The organism is Ferrovibrio sp. (assembly GCF_029255545.1).
Lineage (GTDB): Bacteria > Pseudomonadota > Alphaproteobacteria > Ferrovibrionales > Ferrovibrionaceae > Ferrovibrio.
This window is the reverse complement of the sequence record NZ_JANLJJ010000079.1, coordinates 1-24,906: the sequence shown is the minus strand read 5'-3', so window position 1 is coordinate 24,906 and position 24,906 is coordinate 1. Positions and strand designations below refer to the sequence as shown.

23 protein-coding genes are annotated in these 24,906 nt (G+C 64.2%); 7 read left to right on the top strand and 16 right to left on the bottom strand.

Annotation, left to right across the window (positions count from 1 at the left end):
* The first annotated feature begins 23 nt into the window (after window positions 1-23).
* Together Q1J79_RS15215 and Q1J79_RS15210 are read left to right on the top strand one after the other, a co-directional pair.
* Window positions 24-1,136, top strand: coding sequence for a glycosyltransferase (locus Q1J79_RS15215; protein ID WP_300301981.1), 1,113 nt, complete (start codon window positions 24-26; stop codon window positions 1,134-1,136).
* 32 nt (window positions 1,137-1,168) lie between these two features.
* A complete protein-coding gene (locus Q1J79_RS15210; RefSeq protein WP_300301979.1) occupies window positions 1,169-1,867 on the top strand; it encodes a methyltransferase domain-containing protein in 699 nt (232 codons plus the stop codon).
* A 14-nt stretch (window positions 1,868-1,881) separates the two neighbouring features.
* Here Q1J79_RS15210 and Q1J79_RS15205 read toward each other — a convergent pair whose 3' ends face one another.
* A complete protein-coding gene (locus Q1J79_RS15205) occupies window positions 1,882-2,832 on the bottom strand; it encodes a Gfo/Idh/MocA family oxidoreductase (RefSeq protein WP_300301977.1) in 951 nt (316 codons plus the stop codon).
* Window positions 2,833-3,088: 256 nt separating this feature from the next.
* On the opposite strand from Q1J79_RS15205, the gene Q1J79_RS15200 reads away from it, so the two are divergent.
* The 3 genes from Q1J79_RS15200 to wecB are packed head-to-tail and all read left to right on the top strand — an operon-like array spanning window position 3,089 to window position 6,713.
* On the top strand, window positions 3,089-4,447 hold the full coding sequence (locus Q1J79_RS15200) for a DapH/DapD/GlmU-related protein (RefSeq protein WP_300301975.1): 1,359 nt from the start codon (window positions 3,089-3,091) through the stop codon (window positions 4,445-4,447).
* Window positions 4,342-5,574: a DegT/DnrJ/EryC1/StrS aminotransferase family protein gene (locus Q1J79_RS15195; RefSeq protein ID WP_300301973.1), complete on the top strand. Its 1,233-nt coding sequence runs from the start codon at window positions 4,342-4,344 to the stop codon at window positions 5,572-5,574. The genes Q1J79_RS15200 and Q1J79_RS15195 overlap by 106 nt, the downstream gene beginning before the upstream one ends.
* A gap of 59 nt (window positions 5,575-5,633) precedes the next feature.
* On the top strand, window positions 5,634-6,713 hold the full coding sequence (gene wecB, locus Q1J79_RS15190) for a non-hydrolyzing UDP-N-acetylglucosamine 2-epimerase (protein ID WP_300301971.1): 1,080 nt from the start codon (window positions 5,634-5,636) through the stop codon (window positions 6,711-6,713).
* Window positions 6,714-6,766: 53 nt separating this feature from the next.
* Here the strand turns inward: wecB and Q1J79_RS15185 are convergent, their stop codons facing one another.
* The 9 genes from Q1J79_RS15185 to Q1J79_RS15145 all read right to left on the bottom strand — a co-directional run bounded on the left by Q1J79_RS15185 (window position 6,767) and on the right by Q1J79_RS15145 (window position 15,662).
* Window positions 6,767-7,864, bottom strand: a complete 1,098-nt coding sequence (locus Q1J79_RS15185; protein WP_300301969.1) for a hypothetical protein — start codon at window positions 7,862-7,864, stop codon at window positions 6,767-6,769.
* Between the two features lie 234 nt (window positions 7,865-8,098).
* On the bottom strand, window positions 8,099-8,470 hold the full coding sequence (gene hpxZ, locus Q1J79_RS15180; protein ID WP_300301967.1) for an oxalurate catabolism protein HpxZ: 372 nt from the start codon (window positions 8,468-8,470) through the stop codon (window positions 8,099-8,101).
* A gap of 7 nt (window positions 8,471-8,477) precedes the next feature.
* Window positions 8,478-9,875 carry an AtzE family amidohydrolase gene (locus tag Q1J79_RS15175; RefSeq protein ID WP_300301966.1) on the bottom strand — a complete coding sequence of 466 codons (1,398 nt, stop codon included), beginning with the start codon at window positions 9,873-9,875 and terminating at the stop codon, window positions 8,478-8,480.
* Between the two features lie 9 nt (window positions 9,876-9,884).
* Complete coding sequence (locus Q1J79_RS15170; protein ID WP_300301964.1) at window positions 9,885-10,073, bottom strand: DUF4089 domain-containing protein; 189 nt, start codon at window positions 10,071-10,073, stop codon at window positions 9,885-9,887.
* Window positions 10,070-11,137, bottom strand: coding sequence for an ABC transporter ATP-binding protein (locus Q1J79_RS15165; protein ID WP_300301962.1), 1,068 nt, complete (start codon window positions 11,135-11,137; stop codon window positions 10,070-10,072). The genes Q1J79_RS15170 and Q1J79_RS15165 overlap by 4 nt, the downstream gene beginning before the upstream one ends.
* Window positions 11,134-12,105, bottom strand: a complete 972-nt coding sequence (locus Q1J79_RS15160; RefSeq protein ID WP_300301960.1) for an ABC transporter ATP-binding protein — start codon at window positions 12,103-12,105, stop codon at window positions 11,134-11,136. The genes Q1J79_RS15165 and Q1J79_RS15160 overlap by 4 nt, the downstream gene beginning before the upstream one ends.
* A 31-nt stretch (window positions 12,106-12,136) precedes the next feature.
* Window positions 12,137-12,982 carry an ABC transporter permease gene (locus Q1J79_RS15155; protein WP_300301958.1) on the bottom strand — a complete coding sequence of 282 codons (846 nt, stop codon included), beginning with the start codon at window positions 12,980-12,982 and terminating at the stop codon, window positions 12,137-12,139.
* Window positions 12,979-13,992 (bottom strand): ABC transporter permease, encoded by a 1,014-nt coding sequence (locus Q1J79_RS15150; RefSeq protein ID WP_300301955.1) that lies wholly within the window; start codon window positions 13,990-13,992, stop codon window positions 12,979-12,981. Before Q1J79_RS15150 ends, Q1J79_RS15155 begins: the two co-directional genes overlap by 4 nt.
* Window positions 13,993-14,036: 44 nt before the next feature.
* On the bottom strand, window positions 14,037-15,662 hold the full coding sequence (locus Q1J79_RS15145) for an ABC transporter substrate-binding protein (RefSeq protein ID WP_300301952.1): 1,626 nt from the start codon (window positions 15,660-15,662) through the stop codon (window positions 14,037-14,039).
* Window positions 15,663-15,996: 334 nt separating this feature from the next.
* On the opposite strand from Q1J79_RS15145, the gene atzF reads away from it, so the two are divergent.
* Entirely contained in the window at window positions 15,997-17,820 is a 1,824-nt protein-coding gene (gene atzF, locus Q1J79_RS15140) for an allophanate hydrolase (protein ID WP_300301950.1), read from the top strand.
* Here atzF and Q1J79_RS15135 read toward each other — a convergent pair.
* The 6 genes from Q1J79_RS15135 to Q1J79_RS15110 all read right to left on the bottom strand — a co-directional run bounded on the left by Q1J79_RS15135 (window position 17,774) and on the right by Q1J79_RS15110 (window position 23,829).
* The gene (locus Q1J79_RS15135) at window positions 17,774-18,484 is read right to left on the bottom strand and encodes a GntR family transcriptional regulator (RefSeq protein WP_300301948.1); all 711 of its coding nucleotides are present in this window, start codon (window positions 18,482-18,484) and stop codon (window positions 17,774-17,776) included. The genes atzF and Q1J79_RS15135 overlap by 47 nt on opposite strands.
* A gap of 77 nt (window positions 18,485-18,561) precedes the next feature.
* Window positions 18,562-19,224 (bottom strand): cysteine hydrolase family protein, encoded by a 663-nt coding sequence (locus Q1J79_RS15130; RefSeq protein ID WP_300301946.1) that lies wholly within the window; start codon window positions 19,222-19,224, stop codon window positions 18,562-18,564.
* Window positions 19,225-19,234: 10 nt separating this feature from the next.
* Window positions 19,235-20,155, bottom strand: coding sequence for an ABC transporter permease (locus tag Q1J79_RS15125; RefSeq protein ID WP_300301944.1), 921 nt, complete (start codon window positions 20,153-20,155; stop codon window positions 19,235-19,237).
* Entirely contained in the window at window positions 20,155-21,237 is a 1,083-nt protein-coding gene (locus Q1J79_RS15120; protein WP_300301942.1) for an ABC transporter permease, read from the bottom strand. The genes Q1J79_RS15125 and Q1J79_RS15120 overlap by 1 nt, the downstream gene beginning before the upstream one ends.
* The gene (locus Q1J79_RS15115) at window positions 21,234-22,814 is read right to left on the bottom strand and encodes an ABC transporter ATP-binding protein (RefSeq protein WP_300301940.1); all 1,581 of its coding nucleotides are present in this window, start codon (window positions 22,812-22,814) and stop codon (window positions 21,234-21,236) included. The genes Q1J79_RS15120 and Q1J79_RS15115 overlap by 4 nt, the downstream gene beginning before the upstream one ends.
* A gap of 22 nt (window positions 22,815-22,836) precedes the next feature.
* Complete coding sequence (locus Q1J79_RS15110) at window positions 22,837-23,829, bottom strand: BMP family protein (protein WP_300301938.1); 993 nt, start codon at window positions 23,827-23,829, stop codon at window positions 22,837-22,839.
* 274 nt (window positions 23,830-24,103) lie between these two features.
* Here Q1J79_RS15110 and Q1J79_RS15105 point away from each other — a divergent pair, with 274 nt between their 5' ends.
* Entirely contained in the window at window positions 24,104-24,904 is an 801-nt protein-coding gene (locus Q1J79_RS15105; RefSeq protein ID WP_300301936.1) for a cysteine hydrolase, read from the top strand.
* Window positions 24,905-24,906: the final 2 nt, after the last annotated feature.

Below are 24,906 nucleotides of genomic sequence, written 5' to 3'. Positions count from 1 at the left end.
GCTGCCATTGTAGCTACCTGCATATGATGGCAGGCAAAACCACGGTCCATATCCTGACGCCCGGCTTCTCGACGCCGAACGGGCGCGCTTTCCTTTATCCCCTGGTGCGATTCAGGACGGCTATCGAGAATTATGGCGTGCATATCCGATTCTTTGCCTCGATTGCTCCGGAGCTGGGCGATTGCGACACCCTGATATTCGACAGCAAATTCTTCCGGAATGCCTGGGGCGCGGAGAAACAGCGCACCATGGATCTTTTCGCCTCATTCCGTGAAAAAACGGGGCGGTTCTTCTTTTTTGACATCGGCGACAGTGCAAGCTGGCTCATCGATGGGGCGCTGCCTTCCGTCGATGCTTATTTCAAATCCCAGTTGTTGCGGGATCGATCTCTGTACGCCCGCCCGCTATATGGCCGTCGGCTTTACACCGACTTCTACCATAGCACCGCTGGCGTCACCGACGACAATCCGGTTGGCTCAGAAGCGCAGGTCAGGGACACGGCGCTGTTATCCAAACTTCGCGTCTCCTGGAATTCCGGTCTGGCCGACTACTCCCTGGCCGGCCCCTTCCGCATGGCATTGTATAATCACCTGCCGCTTGCATCGCTGCTGAGAGCGCCCGGCGGATGGGCCAGGCCGGATGCCGCGCGAAGCATCCCGGTGTCCTGCCGCATGGGTATTTCCTATGAGCGCGCAACGGTGCGCTGGCAGCGTGAGCGGATTCGCGAACTTTTGAAGTCATACATGGAAACCAGCAAGCTGTCTCGCCGCGCCTATCTCGGAGAGCTGGCGCAAAGCCGGGTTGTCGTGTCTCCCTTCGGCCTTGGCGAGATCACCCTGAAGGATTTCGAGGTGTTTCTTGCTGGCGCAACGCTGCTGAAACCCGATATGAGCCACGTTGAAACCTGGCCGGCCCTGTTCGAGGCCGGCCAGACCATGTTCAGTCATCGATGGGACCTGAGCGACCTCAAGGCAATAATCGACGAAATACTGGACTCCCCGGGGCGTGCCGTTGAAATCGCCCGGAACGGACAGGAATGCTACCGCCGCCATGTCGCCGGCCCGGAAAGCGCAGACATTTTCGCGCAATATTTTACGGCCATTGTCCGGGCCGACATGCGCGGCGCCCGCACCTGATCGGCGCCCAGCGATAAGGGAATAGAATTGCGATGATCAACGCCCATTCCGAGTCGGAGTATCTTTACCGTGGCCTGCGGGCCCTCGTCGGGTTCCGGTTGCAAACCTGGAAATCCTGGCTCCGGCACGGCCATTTCATACGCAGTCGCGCAATAGCCCGTTATCTGGCCAGCAACGCAGTTGTGAAAGTTCACTTAGGGGCAACACACAACACGCCAGGATTCCTGAATTCCCAGGTCTGCGGAGAGATCCCCATCGACATATCGGCGCCGCTGCCGTTCCCCGATGCCTCGATCGATCTCCTTTATTCCTCGCACGTGGTCGAACACCTGCACCGCCTGCAATTCCGCGAGTTCCTGGTGGAATCCATGCGCGTGCTCAAACCAGGCGGCCTGAATATCATGGCCACGCCATCGCTGGGAAAAATCATTTCCGTTCTGTACGGCTCCGATCAGGCGGCCAGAGAAACCCTTCTGGGCCGCGGCGCGCGGTTCAGCAGCGAGCCCTTCCACACCGCAGGACAGCAAATAAACATCACCATGCGCGCTTTTGGCCATCGCTGGCTGTACGACAGGGAATACATGACCAATATCGGACAGCTGGTTGGTTTTCGTCGCGTCGACGTGATCGGCAACACGGATTTACCGGATGACGGCCTGCGGGAATATGTCAGGCAACGCAAGCCTGCCGCATGGGATCTGGAAACAGAAACCTACGTCTTCGAAAAATAGCCCGCAACGGCACTCTAGCTGTCGCGCAGTTGCAGAGCCAGAGGATGACAATCTCCACGAATGCCCGCCGGAGTGGCCTGGCGAATTTCATAAACCGCCTCGATGCTGGGGCGCGCATCCTCCAGCCCGAAACCGTTGCCCCTGAAAATGGCTTCATAGCTAGCGGTATGCAGATCGGTGAAGCCTTCCGAGAATTCCAGCTCCTGGCCATCGATCTGTATGGAACGATACGTGCGCTTGCCCGCATCGCGGGCGGCAGGCGGCAGGTGGCCCGCATTAATGGAAAGAAACCAGCGCACGCGCGCCCTTTCATATTCCAGATAACCGACCGCCGCATCGGGCCGGTGGTGGTGGACAACCATGCTTTTCCGCGCACCGAAAACCCAGTGCAGCATGTCGAAAAAATGTACGCCTATGTTGGTTGCTACGCCGCCCGATTTTGAGACATCGCCCTTCCAGCTCGTGTGATACCAGTGCCCCCGGGCGGTTATATAGGTCAGATCGACGTCAAATATCTTGTCTTTCGGCCCGGCTGCCACCGCCTGCCTGAGTTGTTCTATAACGGGATGCAACCGCAGCTGCAGGATATTATAGATTTTCCCCTGGCCTTCCTTCTCGATCTCGGCAAGCGCATCAATATTCCATGGATTGAGGACCAGCGGCTTTTCACAGATCGCGTCGGCCTGATTCCGGAGGGCGAAACGGATATGGGCATCGTGCAGATAGTTCGGGGAGCAAATCGCAACATAATCGACTGCGGTTCCGCGTCGGCGCAGTTTGTCGATATGGCGGTCAAATCTCTCGAACTCGATAAAAAAGTCAGCATCGGGAAAATAGCTGTCCAGTATGCCGACGCTGTCATTTGGATCCAGCGCCGCGATCAGGCGGCCGCCCGTGTCCTTGATCGCTTTCATGTGCCGCGGAGCGATGTATCCCGCCGCACCAATCATCGCAAACTGCTTCATTTAACATTCCCGGATTGTGGCCGTCGCCCTCAGCCCATGCGCTTTGCCTGGCCTGCATTGGAGCGGTTGGGCGGCGCGCCGCGTCGTATCGCCACCCGTCGATACGGCGACCACAATAATTCGGTTCGCCCCGTCACCTCAAGACTGCCGGGCGTTTTTCCAGGCCCTGTTCCGCAAAGCCTGACACATCCGGCCGGCATGCCGGCCGGATGGTATCCTTTTGCCCTTTTGCCCCGGCTGAGATAGACATTCTCTGATGAACAAGCAGCAGAATACGGCCATTCACGCCGCGGATGTCGAGGCCGAACAGGCCCTGCACGAGGCTGGCCTGGCCCAGGCCTCCCGGGAAGCCGCCGGCATCATCCTGCTGGGCCACCTGTCTGCCGGACACCGGCAGGCGACCATCCCGAAACTGAAGGCCGGACAGGCCATAGCCTGCCTGGGATCAAGCCGTCTCGCACCCGCCGAAGCCGTCGGGTTTGACCGTGACGTCACGGGCAGGGGCGGCAGGCTTGTTTGGCTGCCCGCATCAACCGCCAGCACCGGGACACGCAGCCTCGCCGCGGCGATCGCATCCGGACGCCTTGGCAGAATACGCGTAATCCAGATCGAATGGTTCAGGCCCGCCTCCGTGATCTGGGAGCCGCTGACAGACGGTCTTGCCGCTTTGATGGCGCTGGCCGGAGCATCGCCTGACGAGGTGACCGCTCAGGCCGATGCCGCTCAGGCTACGGTAATCTCCGCCGGTCTGCTGTTCCCTGATCTGCAGGCCCAGCTTCTGGCCGGCATCGGACATCCCAGCGAAAGGCTGGCTGTCATCGGCGAGCACGGCCGGGTCGTCTGGGACGGGCATTGCGCCACGCTTGAGCTCCATGGCGCAGGCCCGGAAACCCTGTCGCTCAAACAATCGGGCGGGCCGCTGGCGACTGTGCATGCTGTCCTCGACGGGCACAAGGGAATCGGCGCGGAGCTGCTGCGGACAGTAATTGCCCTGGCTGCTTCGGTTGCAACGGGCCGGCCGGCCTCTCCGACTGGAGAATATTGGCGCACGGCAAATGTATTCGTTCATGCCTCCTCCGTCATCGACGATGGCGTTTCGATAGGCGAGGGCACGAAGATATGGCATTTCAGCCATATTCTTCCCGGTGTCCGTATTGGGCGCTCGGTCAACATCGGTCAGAATGTGGTTATTGGCCCCGATGTCGACGTTGGCGATCGCTGCAGGATTCAGAACAATGTGTCCCTCTACAAGGGCGTCACACTCGAATCTGGCGTGTTCTGCGGCCCATCCTGCGTATTTACCAACGTCAACAATCCGCGCGCCGAGATCGAACGAAAGAGCGAATACAGGCCCACGCTCGTCAGGCAGGGCGCGACGATCGGCGCCAACGCAACGATCGTCTGCGGCCACACCCTGGGACGTTATTGCTTTATCGCGGCGGGCGCCGTAATCACCGGTGACGTACCGGATTTCGCCCTGATGGCCGGCGTGCCGGCACGACGGATCGGTTGGGTATCCCATGCCGGCGGCAGGCTGGGACCCGACCTTATTTGCCCCATCGAAGGCCGACAGTATCGCCTCACCCACGACGACCGGCTCGAAGAAGTATCCTGATGGCATCTCCACTTGCATTCATTGATCTCCAGGCTCAGCGGAAACGCTTGGGTGACTCGATCGACACCGCGATGCGTCGCGTCGTTGACCATGGGCACTTCATCCTTGGGCCGGAAGTCGGGCTTCTGGAGCAGAAGCTGGCGCAATTCTGCGGCGCCGACCATACCGTCAGCTGCGGCAATGGAACCGATGCCATCTCGCTGGTTCTGATGGCGGAGAATATCGGGCCCGGAGACGCGGTTTTCATGCCCGCCTTCACTTTTGTTGCCACGGCAGAAGCGGCAGCCCAGCTGGGGGCAACCCCATACTTTATCGATGTCAATGCCGACGACTTTGCCATCAATCCAGATCATATCGACGGCGCCGTTTCCGACGCGCGCAGCCGCGGATTGCGGCCACGCGCGATCATTGCCGTCGATCTGTTTGGCCTGCCGGCCGATTATGCCAGGCTGACGGCGACCGCCAGCCATCATGGCCTTGTTCTCGTCGCCGATGCCGCCCAGAGTTTCGGCGGGCGTTACCAGAACCACATGGTCGGCAGCCTTGCCGATTACACCACCACCAGTTTTTTCCCGTCCAAGCCGCTCGGCTGCTATGGCGACGGCGGCGCGATCTTCACGAATGCGGCGCCGCGCGCAGACCTGCTGCGCTCTTTGCGTTTTCATGGCAAGGGACAGGACAAATACGACAACATACGGATCGGCATGAACAGCCGACTTGACACGATCCAGGCGGCAATCCTGCTGGAAAAACTGACGATCTTTGCCGATGAGCTGGAGTTGCGCGAAACAGTGGCGGCCCGGTACGACGCCCTGTTGCGCCCGCATGCCGGCAAGGTTATCCGTCCGGTCGTGCCGGCAGGGCGGCGCTCGGCATGGGCACTCTACACCCTGCGTTCGCCGGAGCGGGATGCCATCAGAAATGCATGCCAGGCGGCAGGCATTCCCACCAACGTTTATTATCCCATTCCGCTGAACCGGCAGACCGGATATCGCAACTATCCGGTCTCTCCAGCGGGGGTGCCGGTTTCGGAACAGCTTGCGATGGAAGTGATAAGCATCCCCATGCATCCCTATCTCACCGAGGAAGACCAGGCCCGTATAGTGCAGGCGATTGTCGGCCACTGATACCCATCAGCAGGCCGCCGCGGCAGGTAGGCCGCTCCGTTCCCGCAGCTAGGATTGACATGAAGATTGCCACCATAGTCGGGGCGCGCCCCCAATTCGTGAAAGCCGCCGTCGTGACACAGGCGCTGAAGGCGCAGGGCAATGCCGACGAGATTCTCATCCATACCGGCCAGCATTACGACGCCGCGATGTCGGACGTTTTTTTCGAGCAGCTTGGCCTGCCTGAACCAAGCTACAATCTCGGCATTGGCTCCGGCACGCATGGCGCCCAGACGGGCCGGATGCTGGAGGCGACGGAAGCCGTGCTGCTGCAGGAGAAGCCTGATCTGGTTCTGGTATATGGGGATACCAATTCAACTCTGGCCGGCGCCCTCGCGGCCGCCAAGCTTGGATTGCCTCTTGCTCATGTCGAGGCTGGGTTACGCAGCTATCAGCGCGCCATGCCGGAAGAAATCAATCGACTGCTGACCGACCAGGTTTCCGATCTTCTGTTTGCGCCAACCGACCAGGCGGTCAGGAATCTGGAGCGCGAAGGCATCGCGGCGGATAAAATACGGCTGGTCGGCGACGTCATGTTTGACGCCGCGCTGTATTATGTCAGCCGGGCTGAGGCAGGAACTCTGCTGAATGCCCATCGACTCCGCGAGAAGCAGTTTGCCCTGGCCACAATCCATCGTGCCGAGAACACGGATGATCCGGTCCGCCTGAAAGCGATTGTCGAGGCATTATGCTCGGCCTCGCGGCAGCTTCCCATCCTGTTGCCGCTACATCCGAGAACCAGATCCGCCCTGGCCCGCGCCGGCTTGCTGGAACAACTTGAGAGCCGCGTCACCTGCATCGCCCCGTTAAGCTACCTCGACATGCTTGCGATGGAGCAGGCGGCGGCGGTGGTTGTCACCGATTCGGGTGGCGTGCAGAAAGAAGCCTTCTTCTTCGGCGTTCCCTGCCTGATACTTCGCGACAGAACCGAATGGCGCGAATTGGTGGAATCGGGCTGGGCCGTCCTCTGTGAGCCGGAAGGGCTGGCCGAAGCGCTCCGTCACCCGCCGCGCGCAGGTGAAGTACCGGGCCTGTTTGGCGGCGGCAAAGCCGCCGAACTGATCGCCAAGGCCCTGCTGCAATCGGCGCTACCGGCCTGAACGCGGCCGGCCTGCCGCCGCCGCCGCGGCCACCCCGCGCAGGGACGGCCATCTCACTTGGGAGGAAAGGCCTCATCCTCAAGTTTGAGATGTAATGCATGCTTGCGGCGGAAAGCCTGATCCCAGCGCTCCGGCAGCGTGAGGTCAGGCAGCGTCAGCACCCTGTGCAGGGTAAACATGGCGCGGCTCAGTCTCGCCAGAAGGACGGGAAGCGCATCCCAGGCCGCTCCCAACCGCATGAACCTCACAATGCGGGCAAGACTGAACGGCGGAGCCTTGACCGCCATGCGCTCAGCCATGCTTGCGACTGGCAGGCCAGCCTTGAGTTTCTCAAGGCCACGCCGGTTCAGGTCAACCTTGCTCCGTGCAAACGGAAGGTTGGAATCCGCGCTGCGGCTGTAGTGGAACACCCGGATCGGCGTGCCATCGTCCGCTTCCCACCGGCCCTGCGCATTCTGGCGGGGATTGACAAGCTTGAGCGTCGATGGCGATACGTTAATGCCGATGTCACGAACAATGGAAACGTCGAAAGAGCCGACAAGGTAATCGAGGTATTTCTGTTCGTTGTAAAGCCCGTCCACGGGCAAGGCGCGGCATTCATCGAAGGCTTGCGCCTTCCATATCCGTGCCGCCCGCAGCCCGGCAGCCGCAAACCCGACGATGCCGGCCGAGAACAGCCCAAACGTATTGGACTTCCGCCAGTGCCGCAGATTGTGGCGCGCCGCCACCAGCAGCACCTGGCTTTCCAGGCAATCCGTAATCAGATCGGGTATCGGTTCCTCGAACAGCAGGTCGCTGTCGAGCACCATCACGCCTTCATGCCCCTGCTCAAGAGCCCATACCGCAAGCGCGGCCTTGGTGGCGAAGGCGCGCTCCGGGCGCGTCATGCGGGCGCATAGATTCACCCAGTTCGCCTCACCCCATACCGTGCTGGCCCGAACCAGGATCAAACTGTCGTCTATGTGGGGGGAAAAGGCATTCCAGGCGTGATCGTCAAGGCAACAGACAACAAGCGGGCTGCCGGGATGCATCGCCTGGAGGTTCAGCCACAACCCTGCAGTTTGATCCACGTAACCTGTGGACGTCACTGTTGCAAAACAGAATGACATGGTTTTTTGCATGAATGCCGTCGATGACGACCTGTAGAGCATGATTGCATCTGCGGGTCAATAACTGCCCGGACCGGGCGCCCCGTTCAGCCCGGCCGGCTGGCATGGTATCGCCGGATTCCGGCGGACAGGAGCAACAAAAACGCCGCGGCGAAACCTGCGGCGTTTTTGTTGCGGGGAGAGGATTTCGACCTCTGGCCCTCAGGCTACAGGCCGGAAGCCACCCCCTTCCCTGCGCTGCCGTCAATCATCTTCACCTCGCCCCTTGATCTGAAGTCACAGCAGGCTGACATGGGCCGAGACCACGCGCCAGCCATCGGGCGTGCGCAGCCAGGTCTGGCTCTGCCGGCCGGTCTTCGGGGTGCTGGCGCGACGGAATTCGGTATTGGCCGTGGCGAAATCGCGGCCATAGGTGGTGATCACCGTGTTGAAGATCTCGCGCTCCAGGCCCTGGGATGGTCGCGCGGCGCGGAAGGCCATGATCTGCTCATAACCATGCAGGTTCTCGGTCACGCCATAGCGGATGGTATGCGGACTGTTGAAAAACAGTTCGTCCAGCACGGCGACGTCATTGCCGGTCAGGGCCTTTTCGTACCGCAGGAAGACGGCAGTCACTTCCGCCAGAATCTCGGGGATGTTGATTTCCATACTGCCCTCACACGGCTTTCGAATCCGCGATACCGATCTGCTCCAGCCGCCGCGCCACCCGCAGGGCCAGATCCTCCCGCCACGGCGCGGCGATCACCTGCACGCCGATCGGAAGATTGCCGTGAGCCTTGCCGCGACCGGCCCAGGGCGTCGCCACCACCGGCAGGCCGATCGCCGAAATCGGCTGGGTGAACAGGCCGAGATTGGCCCGCACCGGCATTTCCACACCGTTCAACGTCATCATCACCTGGCCCAGCCTGGGCGCCACGCGCGGTGTGGCCGGCGCCAGGATCACATCGACATCGCGGAACACCTCGGCGACGCGGGCGCGATACCAGGCGCGAAAGCGATGCGCCTGCACCAGCCAATCGGCCGGCAGCATCAGGCCGGCGAAAAAGCGGTCGCGCACGGCAGGGTCGAAATCCGCCGCCCGCGCCTTCAGGCGCTCGCGATGCAGGTTGGCGCCTTCGACGGCGGTGATCACATAGGCGGCGGCGCGGCCGCGCGCGGCCTCGGGCAGGGTGACCGAACGGGTGACCCCCAGCGCCCTAGCAAAGGCGGCGACTGCCTCATGAGCCTCCGGCTCGCCGCCGCTGGCGAAGTAATCGCCGGCGATGGCGATGCGCAGGCCGTCGATGCCGGCTTCCAGCCTGGGCAGCACCGGCTCGGCCGGCTTCTGCGCGCACCAGCCATCGGCCGGATCAGGGCCCTGCATGGCATCGAAGCTGAGCGCGAGATCGGTGACCGAGCGCGCCAGCGGCCCGAGATGGTCGATATCGGCGACGAACAGGAAACTGCCATGGCGGCTGAGCCGGCCGAAGGTCGGCTTCAGGCCAAACAGGCCGCAGAGTGAGGCCGGCACCCGGATCGAGCCATTGGTATCCGAGCCGAGGCTGAGCGGCACCATGCCGGATGCCACCGCCGTGCCCGAGCCACCCGACGATCCGCCCGACATGCAGCCAGGATCATGCGGATTGCGCGACGGGCCGTAATGCATATTCTCGCCGGTGAAGTCATACGCGTATTCGCCCATGTTCAGCGCGCCGGTCAGGATGGCGTCGGCGGCTTCCAGGCGCTGGATCAGCGTCGCGTCGGCGGTCGCCACGGCATGATCGCGATTGATTTTCGAGCCGGCCAGCGTCGGCAGGCCGGCGACATCGAACAGGTTCTTCACCGCGAAGGGCACGCCGGCCAACGGACCGAGCGGTTTGCCTTCGTCACGCGCCTGGTCGATTGCCGCGGCGCGCGCGCGGGCACGCTCCGATGTCACCGCCGTAAAGGCGTTGAGCGCGGGATTGGCCGCCTCGATGCGGGCCAACGACACGCGCAGGACCTCGGTGGCAGACACCTTGCCACCGCGCACCGCGGCGGCAATCTCATGGGCCCTGCTCTGCCAGTCGATCATCGCGGGCCCCTATGACTCGAACCGCGAGGCCGGCTCGACATCGTCGGGCAGCGGGAAATCCAGGAATGCCTGGGCGATCGCATGCGCGCGGTTCAGGTTGTCGATCACGCCGGGTTTCCAGGCTTCGTCCAGGGTGATTCCAAGGGCCTGGGCCGCGGCGGCCATATAGGCTTCGGCATCGAAAGGCGGATGACTCATGCAACCTCCCTGGCAGCATTGGCGGTGATGGGAAAATGGCAGGCGACCGAATGGTCTGCGGAATGCTCCTGTCCGACGCCCTGCAGCAACGGCATGCTCTGCTCGCAGGCCACCCTAGCCTGCGGACAGCGGCCATAGAAGCGGCAGACTTTCGGCGACGGGTCGATCGGGCTGCGCGGTTCGCCGGCGATGCGCAGACGCGGCGCGGCCTGGCCGGGCATGAAATGCGGGATCGCCGACAGCAGCGCCCTGGTATAGGGATGCGACGGGTTCCGGAACACCTCCTCGGCCGGGCCGCTTTCGACGATCTTGCCGAGATACATCACCATGACGCGGTCGCAGAGCAGGCGCACCACATTCAGGTCATGGCTGACGAACAGGTAGCTCATGCCAAGCCGCGTCTTGAGGTCGTTAAGCAGTTGCAGAATCACCACCTGCACCGACACGTCGAGTGCCGCGGTCGGTTCGTCGAGAATCAACAAGTCGGGCTCGACGGCGATGGCGCGAGCGATGCCGACGCGGGCCTTCTGGCCGCCGGAGAGCTGGTGCGGGAAACGGCCAAGCAATTCCAGCGGCAGGCCGCACATAGTGGCCAGCGCTTCCACCCGCGCCCACAACTGCTCACGCGGCAGGGGCTTCAGGCGCCGGATCGGGTCGGCGATGGCGGCAAAGGCGGTGAAGCGTGGATTGAGGCTGTCGCCGGCATCCTGGAACACCATCTGGATGCGCGGCCGATAGGACGAACTGCCGAAACCCCTGGCCGGCAGATGGCCGATCTCCGCGCCATCCAGCCGGATGCTGCCATCGGTGAGGTCGAGCAGGCGGGTCAGCAGGCGCACCAGGGTGGATTTGCCGCATCCGCTTTCGCCGACCAGGCCAAGGGTTTCGCCCTTCGCCAGCGTGAAGGTGACGTCGTCGACCGCATGCAGCTTCGGCACCGGGCGGTCGGCGCGCCCAAACCATGTATTGGGTGCCCTGGCGAACGGTCCCGGCGCTTTGCCGACCGGGAAATGCTTGTGCAGCGACTGGGCGTCGAGCAGGGGCTTGTCGAAAACATCGCTCATAGCGGATTCCAGCAGGCGACCATGCTGCCCTTTTCGTCGCCCAGCACCAGCGGCAGCGGCTGTTCGCAGCGCGGCTTGCGCCGCTCGCAACGGACGCTGTAGCGGCAGGCAGGGATGACGGTGGCGCGCAGGTCGGGCAGGTTGCCCGGGATCGAGACCAAGTCGGCCAGGCGGGCGGTCGGCCGCGGCGTGGCGGCGATCAGCCTGGCGGTATAGGGATGGCGCGGATTGGCGAAGAGCGCTGCGGTCGGCGCCATCTCGACGACATGGCCAGCATGCATCACCACGATATGGTCGCAGTATTCCGCCGCCATCCCGAGATCGTGGGTAATGAGCAACGTCGCCATGCCCTGCTCGGCGCCCAGTTCGGCGATCAGGTCCATGATGGCGGCCTGCGTCGTCACGTCCAGGCCGGTGGTCGGCTCGTCGGCGATCAGCAGTCTGGGTGAGCAGGCCAGCGCGATGGCGATCATGATGCGCTGGCACATGCCGCCCGACAGCTCGAACGGATAGGCCCTGGCACGGCGTTCCGGATCGGGGATGCGCACGCGGGCCAGCATTTCGATGGCGCGTTTTGGCGCCTCGCGCCGGGTGATGCCGCCATGCTGCAGCAGCACGTCGGCGATCTGGTCGCCGACCCGGCGGATCGGGTTGAGTGCCACCCGTGGATTCTGGAAGATCATCGACATCTCGCGGCCGCGGATCTCGCGCAGGGCGCTCTCCCTGGCCTGCAGCAGGTCGAGGCCGCCGAACACGGCGCTGCCGCTGTCGACCCGGCCGGCGGCATCGAGGATGCCCATCACGGTATAGGCGGTGACCGACTTGCCGGAGCCGGATTCGCCGACGATGGCGACCATCTCGCCTTTGCCGATATTGAAGCTGACCTGCTCCAGCGCCTTGACGATGCCGCTGCGGGTGCGGAATTCGACGCTCAGGTTATCGACGGCAAGGACAGGGACGGCGCTCATGTGCGCCCCGCTTTGTATCTGGTCGGCGTGGTCATGTGCGCCTCCGGGGGTCTACAATGTCACGCAGCCCGTCGCCCAGCAGGTTGAAGCAGAACACCGCCGTCATCAGGGCCAGGCCGGGGAACAGCGCCACCCACCATTCCCCCGAGATCATCAGGGCGGCGCCCTCGGCCACCAGGATGCCCCATTCCGGCGTCGGTGGCGCGATGCCCAGGCCGATGAACGACAGCCCGGCGGCATTCAGGATCGCGTAGCCCATGGTGAGCGAGCATTGCACCATCAGGATCGGCAGGATGTTGGGCAGGATCTGCAGCAGCAGGATGCGCACCTCCGAATTGCCCGACAGCCGCGCGGCCTCGACGAAACCGGCATTGCGGCGGATATTGGCCTCGGCGCGGGCAACGCGGGCATAAAGCGGCGTATTGATGATGGCGGTGGCCAGCACGATGTTACCGACGCTGTTGCCCAGGGCGGCAACGATGCCCATCGCCAGCACGAAAAGCGGAAAGGCCATGATGGTGTCGGCCAGGCGGCCAACCAGGCGATCGACCCAACCGCCAAAGAACCCCGCGGCGATGCCGGCCAGGGCCCCGATGGCGAAGGTAAGGATCACCGAGGCGAATGCGATGCCGAGATCGAGCCGGGTCGCCACCAGCACGCGGCTGAAGATATCGCGCCCCAGCGCGTCGGTGCCGAACCAGTGCCGCGCCGAGGGTGGCTTCAGGCTCTGGGCGGCATTGGTCGTCAGCGGGTCATAGGGCGCCAGCCAGGGCCCGAAGATGGCGCAGAGCAGGATGAATCCGAACAGGGCGAAGGCAAACAGCGTGACCGGGTTTTCGCCCAGCACATAGCGGATATGCTTCCACGTCGCCTTCATGATTCGAACCCCACGCGCGGATCGATCACGATGTAGAGGATGTCGATGACCAGGTTGAGCGTCACATAAAGCATCGCCATGGTCAGCACGAAGCCCTGGATCGGCGCGTAATCCGAGGCGATCAGCGCCTCGATGGCGAAGGTGCCGATGCCGGGCCAGGAAAACACCTTCTCGACCAGCACATTGGCGCCGAGCAGGAAGGAAAACACCATGCCCAGCGTGGTGACCACCGGCAGCATGGCGTTGCGGAAGGCATAGCCATAGACGATCTTGCCCTTGGGCAGGCCGGCGGCGCGGGCGGTGCGGATGAAGTCGCTGTTCAGCACCTCCAGCATGGCGGCGCGGGTCATGCGGGCCAGCGGCGCCAGGGTGAAGATCGCCAGCGCAGTGACCGGCAGCAGCAGCTGCGCCAGCGCGGCGCGGAAGACCTCGAAATTGCCTTCGATCAGCGCGTCGATGGTGTAGAAGCCGGTCACCGTGTTCGGCGCCGAATAGAAGATGTCGAGCCGGCCGAGCGGTGCCGGCGCCCAGCCGAGGCGGTAATACAGCACATAGACCAGCAGCAGGCCGGTGAAGAAGGCGGGCAGCGACACGCCGGCGGTGGTGATGACGCGGCAGGCATGGTCGATCAGTGAGCCCGGCCGGGTGGCGGCCAGCACGCCGAGCGGCACGGCGATCAGCACCGAGACCAGCAGGCCAAGCAGGGTAAGCTCCAGCGAAGCCGGCAGGCGGGTGACGATCTCGGTCAGCACCGGCTGGCCGGTGGCGATCGAGTTGCCCAGGTCACCCCGCGCCAGATCGCTGATATAGACGACGAACTGTTCCGGCAGGCTCTTGTCGAGGCCGAGGCTGCGGCGGATTTCCTCGATGGCCTGCGGCGTTGCCGCCGGTCCGGCGAAATAGGCGGCCGGGTCGCCGGGCAGGGCGCGGGTGAGGACGAAGGTGACGACCAGCACGCCGATCACGCTGGGGATCGCGCTGATGATCCGCTTGCCGATCAGGGACAGCATCGCCGGCCTTCGTCCGTTACGCTACACAGGGCTCAACGCAGGGCTTACTGCTTCTCGATCTGGCGGAAATCGAGCTGGCGGTGGAACCAGTAGGTATAGCCCTTGATGTTCTTCTGCATGCCGACATCGAGGATCTGCTGATACAGCGGGATGCGTGGCGCATCGTCGATTGCCAGCTTGATGAAATCCATCACCTGGGCCTTGTACCTGGCCGGATCGGCCTCATAGCGCGCGGCGTCGATCAGCGCGTCCATCTTCGGATTCTTGTAGGACATGGTGTTGAACACCGCATTCTGGCCGTGATACCCCCAGAAGAAGAAATAATCCGGGAAATTCAGCCAGCCGCCAAAGCTGGCGATATGGATCGGGCGGTTCTTCTGCAGCATGGCGTTGCGGAAATTGGCGCCGGGAATCTTCTCGATGGTGGCCTTGATGCCGATCTTGCCCAGCGCCTCCTGCAGCAACACGGCTTCCGGCTCCGACGCAGTGGCATCGCCAAGGTCAATCGAGATGGTGGTCTCGAACCCATCCGGATAACCGGCCTCGGCCAGCAGCTGCTTGGCCTTGGCCAGATCGGTCTTGTAGGGGAAGGGCTGCGGCCAGACAGCCTCTTTGGGCGCATCGGCCGGGCCCATCGCCATCGGAATGCCGCGGCCATAGATCGCCGACTTGTAGATCTGCTCATAGGGCACGACATGGGCGACGGCCTGGCGCACCTTCGGATTGTCGAAGGGCTTCATGGTCGAGACCATGCCGATATATTTCAGCGAATTCTCGATCGGCACGCCGACCACGATATACTTGCCCGACCCCTTCTCGGCGACGATCTCCGAGGAATCCTTCTGCGGCATGTCGACCGAGATGTCGGCATCGCCGCGTTCCATCAGGGCGCGCCGGTTGCCCGGCGACGGCACCTCGCGGATGATGACGCGCTTGATCTTGGGCAGCGGCCCGCTTTTCCAGTCGTCGTTGCGGTTGAAGGTGATTTCCTGGCCCGGCGTCCATTTGTCGAGCTTGAAGGCGCCGCCGGCGGCGGAGTTGGTCTTCATCCACTCCATCGCCCAGGGATCCTTGTCGGTGGCATGCTGCTTGGCCAGCTTGGAATTGAAGATCGCCGGCACTACCACCGCCATGTCAGGCAGCGACAACTTGTCCTGCTTCGGCAGGTCAACGCGGAAGGTGTAGTCGTCCACCACCACGAACTGCTCGGGCTTCTCCAGGCTGCCGGCCTTCATCTGGAAGGTCGGGAAGCCGCCGACGCTCACCGCGCGGTCATACGACCATTTCACGTCATGGGCGGTGACCGGCGCGCCATCATGGAACTTGGCATTCTTGCGCAGCTTGAAGGTCACCGACTTGCCGTCGGGCGCCATCGCATAACTCTCGGCCAGCTCGGGCACGATCTTGCTGTAATCGTAAGACTGCGTACCATCGGGCAGCGTCTTGATGCCAAAGCTGACCAGCCGGTCATACATGTTCCAGGCCGCCACATAGGAGCGGAAGCTGGTGCCGATGCCATGGATGTCGAGATTGTTCGGCCCGTTCTCGACGAGCACGACCAGCGTCTCCTTGCGGGATTGCGCGGCGGCCGGCATGGCCGTGACCGACAGGATCGCTGTCGCCGTTGCGATCAACGCGGATGAGGCGAAGAGAAAGAGACGACGATGCATGGCAGTTCCCCCGGCAGCAGTTTCGATACCTGCCGCAGTGCAACTGCTATGCCAGCGGGGAGAGAATCAGCGCCTATTCCCGTAATCCCATGGCCGGGCATGCAGAATCCGTCTCCAGCAGATTCGGGCCGACAGCATCAGCCGGTCCCGCCACAGGCCATTAAGCACATAAAATAGGCATATTTCGATTTGAAAACGACTAAATAACAAGCAGTTATTTCCGCAAAAATCCATTAATATCAATGTATTGAATGCATATTTATACGGCACACTCATTGCATGCAGTATACATAATAATTGCTGTTCCGACCGCCTTCACCAAGGATTGCCCGCCATGACCCAGTCATCCCGCCCCGCCATTTCCCTGGACATGGCCCGGCTGCACGAGGCCTATCGCAGCGGCGCCCAGACTCCCGGCCAGTTGGTCGAGCTGCTGTTCGACGAGATCGCCGCCCGTGGCGCGGATGGCGTCTGGATCAGCCTGGTCGAGCGCAAGGCCGCGCTGGCGCGGGCCGCCGAGCTGGAGCAGCGCGGGCCCTCGCCGGACCAGCCGCTCTGGGGCATTCCCTTTGCGGTGAAGGACAATATCGATGTCGCCGGCCTGCCGACCACCGCGGCCTGCACCGCTTTCGCCTACACGCCCACGCAATCGGCCACCACGGTCGGGCGCCTTCTGGCCGCCGGCGCGATGCTGATCGGCAAGACCAATCTTGATCAGTTTGCCACCGGCCTGGTCGGCACGCGTACGCCCTATGGCGTGGCACGCAACCCGTTCAACGCCGATTACATTCCGGGCGGCTCCAGCTCGGGCTCCGCCGTGGCGGTCAGCAGCGGCCTGGTCAGCTTCGCGCTCGGCACCGATACGGCGGGATCGGGCCGCGTGCCGGCCGGTTTCAACAACATCGTTGGCCTGAAGCCCAGCATCGGCCTGCTCAGCGCCCGCGGCGTCGTGCCGGCCTGCCGCTCGATCGATTGCGTGTCGGTCTTCGCGCTGACGGTACCCGATGCCATGGCCGTGCTGCAGGCCGCGGGTGGTTTCGATGCCGGCGACGATTACAGCCGCGCCGCGCCGACCGGCTGGGCCGCCGTCATGCCTGCGCCACCGGCTTCGTTCCGCTTCGGCCTGCCCCGCAAAGCCGACCTGAAATTCTTCGGCAACGCCGCCGCCGAAGCCCTGTTCGCACAGGCCGTGGCACGGCTGACGGCAATGGGCGGCCAGCCGGTCGAAATCGACTACACGCCGTTTGCCGAAGCCGCCGGCCTGCTCTACCAGCCGGCGGGAACCGCCGAGCGCACGGCCGCGATCGCCGACTTCCTCGCCAGCCATGGCGATGCGATGCATCCGGTGACGCGCGGGATCATCGACAGCGGCAAGGCCGCCAGCGGCGTGGATGTGCATCGCCTGTATTACCGCCTGCAGGGCCTGCGCCAGAAGACGATGCCGGTCTGGCAGGACATCGATGTCCTGCTGGTGCCGACCAGCGGCACGATCTATCGCATCGACGATGTCGCGGCAGAGCCGCTCCAGCTCAATGCCAATCTCGGCTACTACACCAATTTCGTGAACTATTTTGACCTCGCCGCGCTGGCGGTGCCGAATGGCTTCCAGCCCGATGGCCTGCCCGCCGGCATCACGCTGATCGCGCCGCGTTTCCACGAACCCGTCCTCGCCGCCATCGGCCAGGCCGCTCATGCCGCCGCCAGCCTGCCGCTGGGCGCCGGCCCGCATAGGCTGCCAGACGTCGCTGCCGCGCCGGCGCCATCCTATCCCTTCGTGCCGCTCGCCGTGTTCGGCGCCCATCTCAGCGGCCAGCCGCTCAATCACGAACTGCTGAATCTGGGCGCCAGGCTGGCCGGCCCGGCCCGAACCTCGCCAGACTACAAACTCTATGCCCTGGAGGGCGCCATCCAGCGCCCCGGCCTGGTGCGCGTCGAGCCGGGCAGTGGGGCAGGCATCGAATGCGAAATCTGGCTGTTGCCGACGGCCGGCTTCGGCAGTTTCACCGCCCGCATCCCCGGGCCGCTTGGCATCGCCGATGTGCGGCTGGACGATGGCCGCGAGATCAAGGGATTTGTCTGCGAAGCGGCGGCCATTCCCGCCGCGCGCGACATCACCGCATACGGAGGCTGGCGGGCCTATCGTCAGGCGGCGCGCTGAGCGCCGCTTTTTTCGAGCGGCGCTCCTCGACAAAATCGACCGATGCGACGGTCACCCTGGAGACATGTTGGCGCATCGCCTTTTCCGCGGCATCGCCATCGCCGCGCAGGATGGCGTTCACCACCTCGTCATGCTCGGCATGCGAACTGCTCAGCCGGCCAATCACGCGGAACTGCGACTGCCGATATGGCATCAGGCGCCGCCGGACCGATTGCGCCGTCTCTTCCAGAAAGCTGTTTTTGCTGCCCTTGTAGATCAGGGCATGGAAGGCGGTATTGAAGGACGAATAACCGGCCAGGTCGCTCTGCCTGACCATGCGCAGCGATTGCTCATGCAGGCTTTCCAGCTCGCGGCGCTCCTTTGCCGTCATACGCAGCGCGGCAAAGCGGGCGCAGGTCGCCTCCACCTCGGCCATCACCTCGAACATTTCCTCGATCCGCTGCCGGTCCGGCACTGCGACCACCACGCCCTTGCGCGGGCGGTGCTCCAGGAACCCCATCGCGGTCAGCGCCTTGAACGCCTCGCGGACCGGGGTGCGCGACAGGCCAACCCGCTTGGCGATTTCCACTTCATCCAGCCGGGTACCCGGCGCAAGTTCGCCGGACACGATCTGCTCGGCGAGCGTTTCCCGGATCTGGTCGGCAAGAGTGAGAAACTGGGACATACGCGACAACCAACAGCAAGTTCAACAACGATCTGATTATAAACGAATACCGGAAATCCGATGCAGGTTTTTGCCATTCAGCGCAGGGCCGCCAGCACGGCATCGCTCGGCGCAGTCCAGCCGACAATGCCGCCCTGGGCCCGGATCATGGCCAGGGTGGCCGTCTTGAAGGCCGGGAAGTAGCTCTGCGTGGCATCCTCGGCCAGCAGGCATTCATAACCGCGGTCATTGGCCTCGCGCATGGTCGTCTGCACGCAGACCTCGGTGGTGACGCCGGCGAAGACGAGATGGCCGATGCCGAGCCCCTGCAGGATATCGCCCAGCGGCGTGGCATAGAAAGCGCCCTTGCCCGGTTTCACGATCACGGTTTCGTCCGGCAGCGGCGCCAGCTCGGGCAGGATGTCGTTGCCCGGCTCGCCATCGACCAGGATACGGCCCATCGGGCCGGCATCGCCAATGGTAAGCGCGCCGCCACCACGCGCGCGTTTGGCCGGCGGACAGTCGGACAGATCGGACTTGTGCCCTTCGCGGGTATGGATCACCGGCAGGCTGGCGGCGCGGAATCCGGCGATCAGTCGCGCCACGGTCGGCACGATGGCTTTCAGCGGCCGCACGTCGTTGCCCAGCACCGAGCCGAAGCCGCCCTCCTCGATGAAGTCGCGCTGCATGTCGATCACGACCAGCGCCAGCTTGCCGGATGGGAAACCGTAATCGTAAGGCTGGGCGGCGATGGATGGCACGGTCTTGTCCTCACTTGCCGCGCTGGAACGGCAGGGTCAGCGCGGTGGGTGGCTCCAGCCGGCCGACCACGCCGGCCACCGCCAGCAAGGCCAGCAGATAAGGCAGCATCAGCAGGAAAGCCGTCGGCACGTTGATGCCCATGGCCGGCAGCTGGAACTGCAGCGCCGTGGCGGCGCCGAACAGCAGGCAGGCACCGATGGTGCGGCCGATATTCCAGCCGCCGAAGATCACGCCGGCCAGCGCCAGGTAGCCGGCACCATTGGTCATGTTTTCGGTGAAGGTGTTGATATCGGCAATGGACAGGAACGAGCCGGCCAGCCCGGCCATGAAACCCGTGATCAGGATGGCGAGATAGCGGACACGCAGCACCGGGATGCCGGCCTTGTCGGCAGAGCGCGGCTCGTCGCCCACGGCGCGCACCGCCAGGCCGAAGGCGGTGTATCTCAGCATCAGCCAGATCAGGCCGACGAAGGCCAGCCCAACATAGACGAACACCGATTGCTGCAGGAAGGCCGTGCCGATGAAGGGCAGGTCGCTCAGGCCCGGAATATCGAGTTTGGGCAGGCCAGGAATTTCCTCGCGCGACAGGCCGCCGAAGATGATGCGATAGAGAAGCGTCGTTGCACCCAGCGCCAGGATGTTGAAGCCGATGCCCACCACCAGCTGGTTGGCGCGCAGATGCACGCTGAGCAAAGCCTGCACGGTGGCGACGGCAAGCGCGGCGATCACCGCGCAGCAGATGCCCAGCACCGGATTGCCGGTGGCCCAGGAGCCGAGCGCGCCGAAAAAGGCCGCCGTCAGCATCATGCCTTCCAGGCTGAGATTCAACACCCCGGCACGTTCGCTGACCAGTTCGCCGCTGGCCGCCAGGATCAGCGGCATGGCCAGCCGCAAGGTGGAGGCGATGAAGATGGCCAGCGTCTCCTCCATCAGCGTGGCTCCTTGTCCAGTTTCTCGATCAGGATCACCGAACCGGCCACCGCGATGACGATCAGGCCCTGGATCACCAGCGTCAGCGCCGCCGGCACGCCGGCCATGATCTCCATCGAGATGCCGCCGGAACGCAGGAAACCAAAAAACAGCGCGCCGGCCAGCACGCCAATGGCGGAGCCGCGCGACAGCAGGCCGACCACCAGGCCATCAAAGCCGTAGCCCGACGAGAAGCCGGTCTTCAGGTAATACTGTTCGCCCTGCAGCATGATGGCGCCGGCCAGACCGCCGAAACCGCCGGCAATCGCCAGGGCCGCCATCAGCAGCAGGCCGCCGGGCATGCCGGCCCGCCTTGCCGCCAGCTCATTCAGCCCGATGGCGCGCAAGCGCAGGCCAAAGGTCGAGCGCTGCAGCACCACGGCCGTCGCGACGGCGGCCAGCAGACAGATGATCAGGCCGACATGCAGCGGCGATTCCGGATCGGGAGTCAGGCCGGGCAATCGCGTCAAAGGCGGGATCGGCAGCGATTCCGGCAGCGTCGCCGATGAGGTCTGCGGCTGGCGCAGCAAAGCGGTCGACTGCACCGACCAGTAGACCATCAGCAGGGCGATGAAACCGAGCAGCAGCGTGGAGATCACCTCGTTGGTGCCGAACCGCACCTTCAGCAGGCCGGCAATGCCGCCCCAGGCCGCACCCGCCAGCGTGCCGGCCAGGATCGGCAGCAGCACGGCCAGGCCCAGCGGCAGATCGGCCACATGGCCATGCAGCGCCACGGCGGTGGCGGCGATGCCGCCCACCGCGATCTGGCCTTCGCCGCCCACATTGGTGAGATTGGCGCGGAAGGCGAGAATGAAGCCCAGCCCCACCATCGACAGCGCCACGGCGCGGTTGACCGAGGCGCCGAAGGCAAAGGCGGTGCCGAAGGCGCCATCGAGAAACGCCTCGATGGCCTCGGGCACCGAGCGGCCGCTGATGGCGATCAGCAGCAGGCTGACCAGCAGCGAGGTGATCACGACGCCCAGCGGGATGGCGAGCCGCGCGATGCGGCGGCGGTCCGGCAGGGCAAGGACAAGCGCGCTCATGCCGCCTGCCCCGACATCAGCGCGCCGATGGCGCCGCGTTCGCTGGCCCTGGCCGGCCGTTCGCCGACCAGGCGACCGCGATACAGCACCACGATGCGGTCGGCCACGGCGATCAGCTCGTCCAGTTCGCTGGAGATCAGCAATACGCCGGCACCACGATTGGCCGCCGCGCGGATCTGGCGGTAGACGGCTTCCACGGCATTGATATCCAGGCCACGGGTCGGCTGCGCCGCGACCAGCGCCTTCAGCGGCGACAGCGTGAGTTCGCGCGCCAGCACCGCCTTCTGCTGGTTGCCGCCCGACAGGCCGGAGAATGCGGCTTCCGGCCCGGCGGCGCGCACGTCGAAATTCCGCATCAGGCCGCGCGCGGCCTCGTTCAGCGCCTTGCGCCGCAGCAGGCCGAAGCGGGTGAACTGGCCCAGCTTGTTGAGATACATGTTCTCGGCCACGCTCATGCCCGTGACGCAGGCCACCGCATGGCGATCCTCTGGCACGATGCCGCCACCCGCCGCCGTCACCGCTGCCGCGCCCGCCGCGGTCAGGTCGGTGTCGCCGATGAAGAACCGTCCGGCGCTGGGCCGCAGCAATCCGGCCAGCACCATGCCCAGCTCGCTCTGCCCGTTGCCCTCGACGCCGGCCAGGCCAACGATCTCGCCGGCGCGGATTTCCAGGGTGAAATTGTCCAGCCGCGTGGCGCCATGGCGATCGCGCACGCCGAGGCCGTCACAGACCAGGGCATGCGGCGCCTTTTCATCCCCGCCTGCCCGTGTTTCCGTCCTGCCGGCGGCTTCCGCCAGCGCCACGTCCAGCGACTTCACCTCGCGCCCCACCATGGCCCGCACCAGCGCGCCCATGTCGGCCGAGGCCATCTCCGCCTTTGCCACCACCTGACCGCCGCGCAGAACCGAGACGCGGTCCGCCACTTTTGCGATCTCGGCCAGCTTGTGGGTGACGAGGATGACGGCGCGGCCGCTATCGGCCACCCGGCGGCAGATATCCAGCAGCGCGCCAATCTCGCCCGGCGGCAGCACGGCGGTGGGCTCGTCCAGCACCAGCAGGCGCGGTTCGCGCATCAGGCATTTGACGATCTCGGTGCGCTGGCGCTCGCCGACCGACAATTCGCCGACCACGGCTTCCGGGTCCAGCGTGAAACCAAAGCGTTCCGCCGTCGCGCGGATCATGGCGGCGAATTGCCGCCGCTTCAGGATGCCGCGGCTCTGCCCCAGCATCAGGTTCTCGACCACCGTCATGCGCGGCACCAGGCTGAAATGCTGGTGCACCATGGCGATGCCGCTGTCCAGCGCCTCGGCCGGACCGGACGGCGCCCATTCCTTTCCGGCAAATCGCATCACCCCTTCATCGGGCCGATAGACGCCGAAGATCAGGTTGCACAGCGTGGATTTGCCGGCGCCATTCTCGCCCAACAGGCAATGCACCTCGCCGGCACGGAACTCCAGCGCAACATCCTTCAGGGCCTGCAGGTTGCCGAATCGTTTGCCAAGCGACTCAAGCGCCAGCAGCGGCCGCATCGCTGCGGCCGCCGTCTGTCCCACCCCGCCTTCCGGCATGCCGTGCATGACGACGTCCTTCCGGATGGCCTCAGGCGTCGAGCACCTTGATCTTGCCCGACAGCAGGTCCTTCTTGATCTGGTCGAGCCTGGCGATCATCTCCGGCGTGGCGCCTTTGCAGATGGCGATGTCAGACGATTGCGGCCCCATGGCCAGGCCAAAGGGCTTGAATTCCGGCTTCCAGCTGCCGGCCACCGCCTGCTCGATGGCGTATTCGACCTGGAAACCGACGCCGGTGATCGAATAGGCGATGTAGAGCGGATCGGTGCCGCAGCGATTGGTGTAGCTGCCGATGATATGCGTGCCCTTCTCGCGCGCCGCCTGCTCCATGCCGCGCAGGCCGAGATTGAGGATGTGGTAATGCACGTCGGCGCCCTGGGCGATGGCGGCGAGCGTGGCTTCCTTCGACTTGGCGACATCGTCGAAATCGCCGGTGTAAGTCTCGAAATACTTGATGCCCGGGTTGATATACTTGGCGCCGTTGCCGAATTCCTTGCCGGTATTGACGATGGCCGGAATCTCCAGGCCGCCGACATAGGAGACCGCGCCGTTTTTCGACAGCATCGCCGCCGCCGCGCCGGCGACGAAGCCGATCTCGGCCTGGCGCACGTCATAGGCCGCCACATTGGCCGGCTTGGCCGCATCGGCATTGCCGCCGACGATGGCGAATTTCGCCTTCGGGAAGCGCGGCGCCACCTTGAAGACGGAAGCCTGGGTCTGGCCGCCGACGCCGATCACCAGCTCGTTCTTGCCGGCCAGCGCGACCAGCACCTGCTCCATGTCGGCGAATTTCACATTCTCGATGTATTTCACCGTGATCTTGGCGCCGAGTTTCTTCTCGGCCGCCTTCAGGCCGTCATACCCCGATTCCATCCAGCCCTTGTCGGCCTTCGAGCCGGGGATCAGCACGCCGACGGTGAGGGCGCCCGCCGCCCGCGCCGGCCTGGCCAGGCCGCCCAGCATGACAAGTCCGGCAGCCCCGGCGCTGCCCACGAGGAATTCCCGGCGGTCAAATTTCAGCATGGTCACGCTCCCCCTTTAATGAGTCTCCATCAGGGGATCAGCAATCGGCATGCCAGAGCCGCGAGGCAGCGTAGGAGCCTGTATTTGCTGTCTAAAAGCCGGCAGCCCGGCGCCGGGGCAGTGTATGGGCTGCCAGTTCTGCATGCAGTATGCAGGAAATGCACTTTATTTAATCAACACTAGGTCGGCCAGTCCCGGCAATCCGCATAAAAGCCCATGGCAGGGAATTTGCTACGTCGACGTGGAGCATCGACCCAGCCGGATGAGGCAGACCATGAGCGACATCGATCAAACGTCCCGCGTCGAACCGCCCCTGCAGCAGCTCGGTGCGCCCAAGGCCCGGCATCTCTGGGCCGCGAATGCCGGTCATGTCGACATGGCCCGGCCGCCGCTGGCGCCACGCCCGCTGCCGGTCGCGGCGGCGCCGCAGAATGTCACGATCGACCTGAACCGCAGCGCGATGGTGGTGATCGACATGCAGAACGATTTCTGCGCCAGGGGCGGCTGGGTCGACCATCTCGGCGTCGACTACACGCCCGACCGCAGGCCGATCGCGCCGCTACAGCAGCTGTTACCCGCCCTGCGCCAGGCCGGCATGCCAGTGATCTGGGTCAACTGGGGCAACCGGCCCGACCTCGCCAACATGCCGCCGAACCAGATCCATCTCTACAAGCCGGCCGGCACCGGCATCGGCCTGGGCGATCCCCTGCCCGGCAGCGGCGCAAACGTACTGCAGAAAGACAGCTGGGCCGCCGCTGTGGTCGACGAACTGGCGCCGCTGCCGCAAGACATCAGGGTCGACAAATACCGTATCAGCGGCTTCTGGGACACGCCGCTCGACAGCATCCTGCGCAACCTGGATATCCGCACGCTGCTGTTTGCCGGCGTGAACACCGATCAATGCGTGCTGCACAGCCTGACCGACGCCAATTTCCTCGGCTATGGCTGCGTGCTGGTCGAGGATTGCTGCGCCACCACCTCGCCGGATTTCTGCACCGAGGCGACGATCTGGAATGTGAAGAAATGCTTTGGCTTTGTCACAGGCTCGCAGGAGATCCTGCGCGCCCTGGCCTAGGG

Bases quoted from the DNA above. Each gene is read 5' to 3' on its own strand.
- Q1J79_RS15185 (WP_300301969.1), bottom strand. From the start codon at position 7,864: ATGCTCTACAGGTCGTCATCGACGGCATTCATGCAAAAAACCATGTCA.
- Q1J79_RS15110 (WP_300301938.1), bottom strand. From the start codon at position 23,829: ATGCTGAAATTTGACCGCCGGGAATTCCTCGTGGGCAGCGCCGGGGCT.
- Q1J79_RS15155 (WP_300301958.1), bottom strand. From the start codon at position 12,982: ATGAAGGCGACGTGGAAGCATATCCGCTATGTGCTGGGCGAAAACCCG.
- Q1J79_RS15165 (WP_300301962.1), bottom strand. From the start codon at position 11,137: ATGAGCGATGTTTTCGACAAGCCCCTGCTCGACGCCCAGTCGCTGCAC.
- Q1J79_RS15200 (WP_300301975.1), top strand. From the start codon at position 3,089: ATGAACAAGCAGCAGAATACGGCCATTCACGCCGCGGATGTCGAGGCC.
- Q1J79_RS15175 (WP_300301966.1), bottom strand. From the start codon at position 9,875: ATGATCGACTGGCAGAGCAGGGCCCATGAGATTGCCGCCGCGGTGCGC.
- Q1J79_RS15205 (WP_300301977.1), bottom strand. From the start codon at position 2,832: ATGAAGCAGTTTGCGATGATTGGTGCGGCGGGATACATCGCTCCGCGG.
- Q1J79_RS15135 (WP_300301948.1), bottom strand. From the start codon at position 18,484: ATGTCCCAGTTTCTCACTCTTGCCGACCAGATCCGGGAAACGCTCGCC.
- Q1J79_RS15125 (WP_300301944.1), bottom strand. From the start codon at position 20,155: ATGGAGGAGACGCTGGCCATCTTCATCGCCTCCACCTTGCGGCTGGCC.
- Q1J79_RS15160 (WP_300301960.1), bottom strand. From the start codon at position 12,105: ATGAGCGCCGTCCCTGTCCTTGCCGTCGATAACCTGAGCGTCGAATTC.
- Q1J79_RS15105 (WP_300301936.1), top strand. From the start codon at position 24,104: ATGAGCGACATCGATCAAACGTCCCGCGTCGAACCGCCCCTGCAGCAG.
- Q1J79_RS15215 (WP_300301981.1), top strand. From the start codon at position 24: ATGATGGCAGGCAAAACCACGGTCCATATCCTGACGCCCGGCTTCTCG.
- hpxZ (WP_300301967.1), bottom strand. From the start codon at position 8,470: ATGGAAATCAACATCCCCGAGATTCTGGCGGAAGTGACTGCCGTCTTC.
- Q1J79_RS15115 (WP_300301940.1), bottom strand. From the start codon at position 22,814: ATGCACGGCATGCCGGAAGGCGGGGTGGGACAGACGGCGGCCGCAGCG.
- wecB (WP_300301971.1), top strand. From the start codon at position 5,634: ATGAAGATTGCCACCATAGTCGGGGCGCGCCCCCAATTCGTGAAAGCC.
- Q1J79_RS15150 (WP_300301955.1), bottom strand. From the start codon at position 13,992: ATGCTGTCCCTGATCGGCAAGCGGATCATCAGCGCGATCCCCAGCGTG.
- Q1J79_RS15145 (WP_300301952.1), bottom strand. From the start codon at position 15,662: ATGCATCGTCGTCTCTTTCTCTTCGCCTCATCCGCGTTGATCGCAACG.
- atzF (WP_300301950.1), top strand. From the start codon at position 15,997: ATGACCCAGTCATCCCGCCCCGCCATTTCCCTGGACATGGCCCGGCTG.
- Q1J79_RS15120 (WP_300301942.1), bottom strand. From the start codon at position 21,237: ATGAGCGCGCTTGTCCTTGCCCTGCCGGACCGCCGCCGCATCGCGCGG.
- Q1J79_RS15170 (WP_300301964.1), bottom strand. From the start codon at position 10,073: ATGAGTCATCCGCCTTTCGATGCCGAAGCCTATATGGCCGCCGCGGCC.
- Q1J79_RS15210 (WP_300301979.1), top strand. From the start codon at position 1,169: ATGATCAACGCCCATTCCGAGTCGGAGTATCTTTACCGTGGCCTGCGG.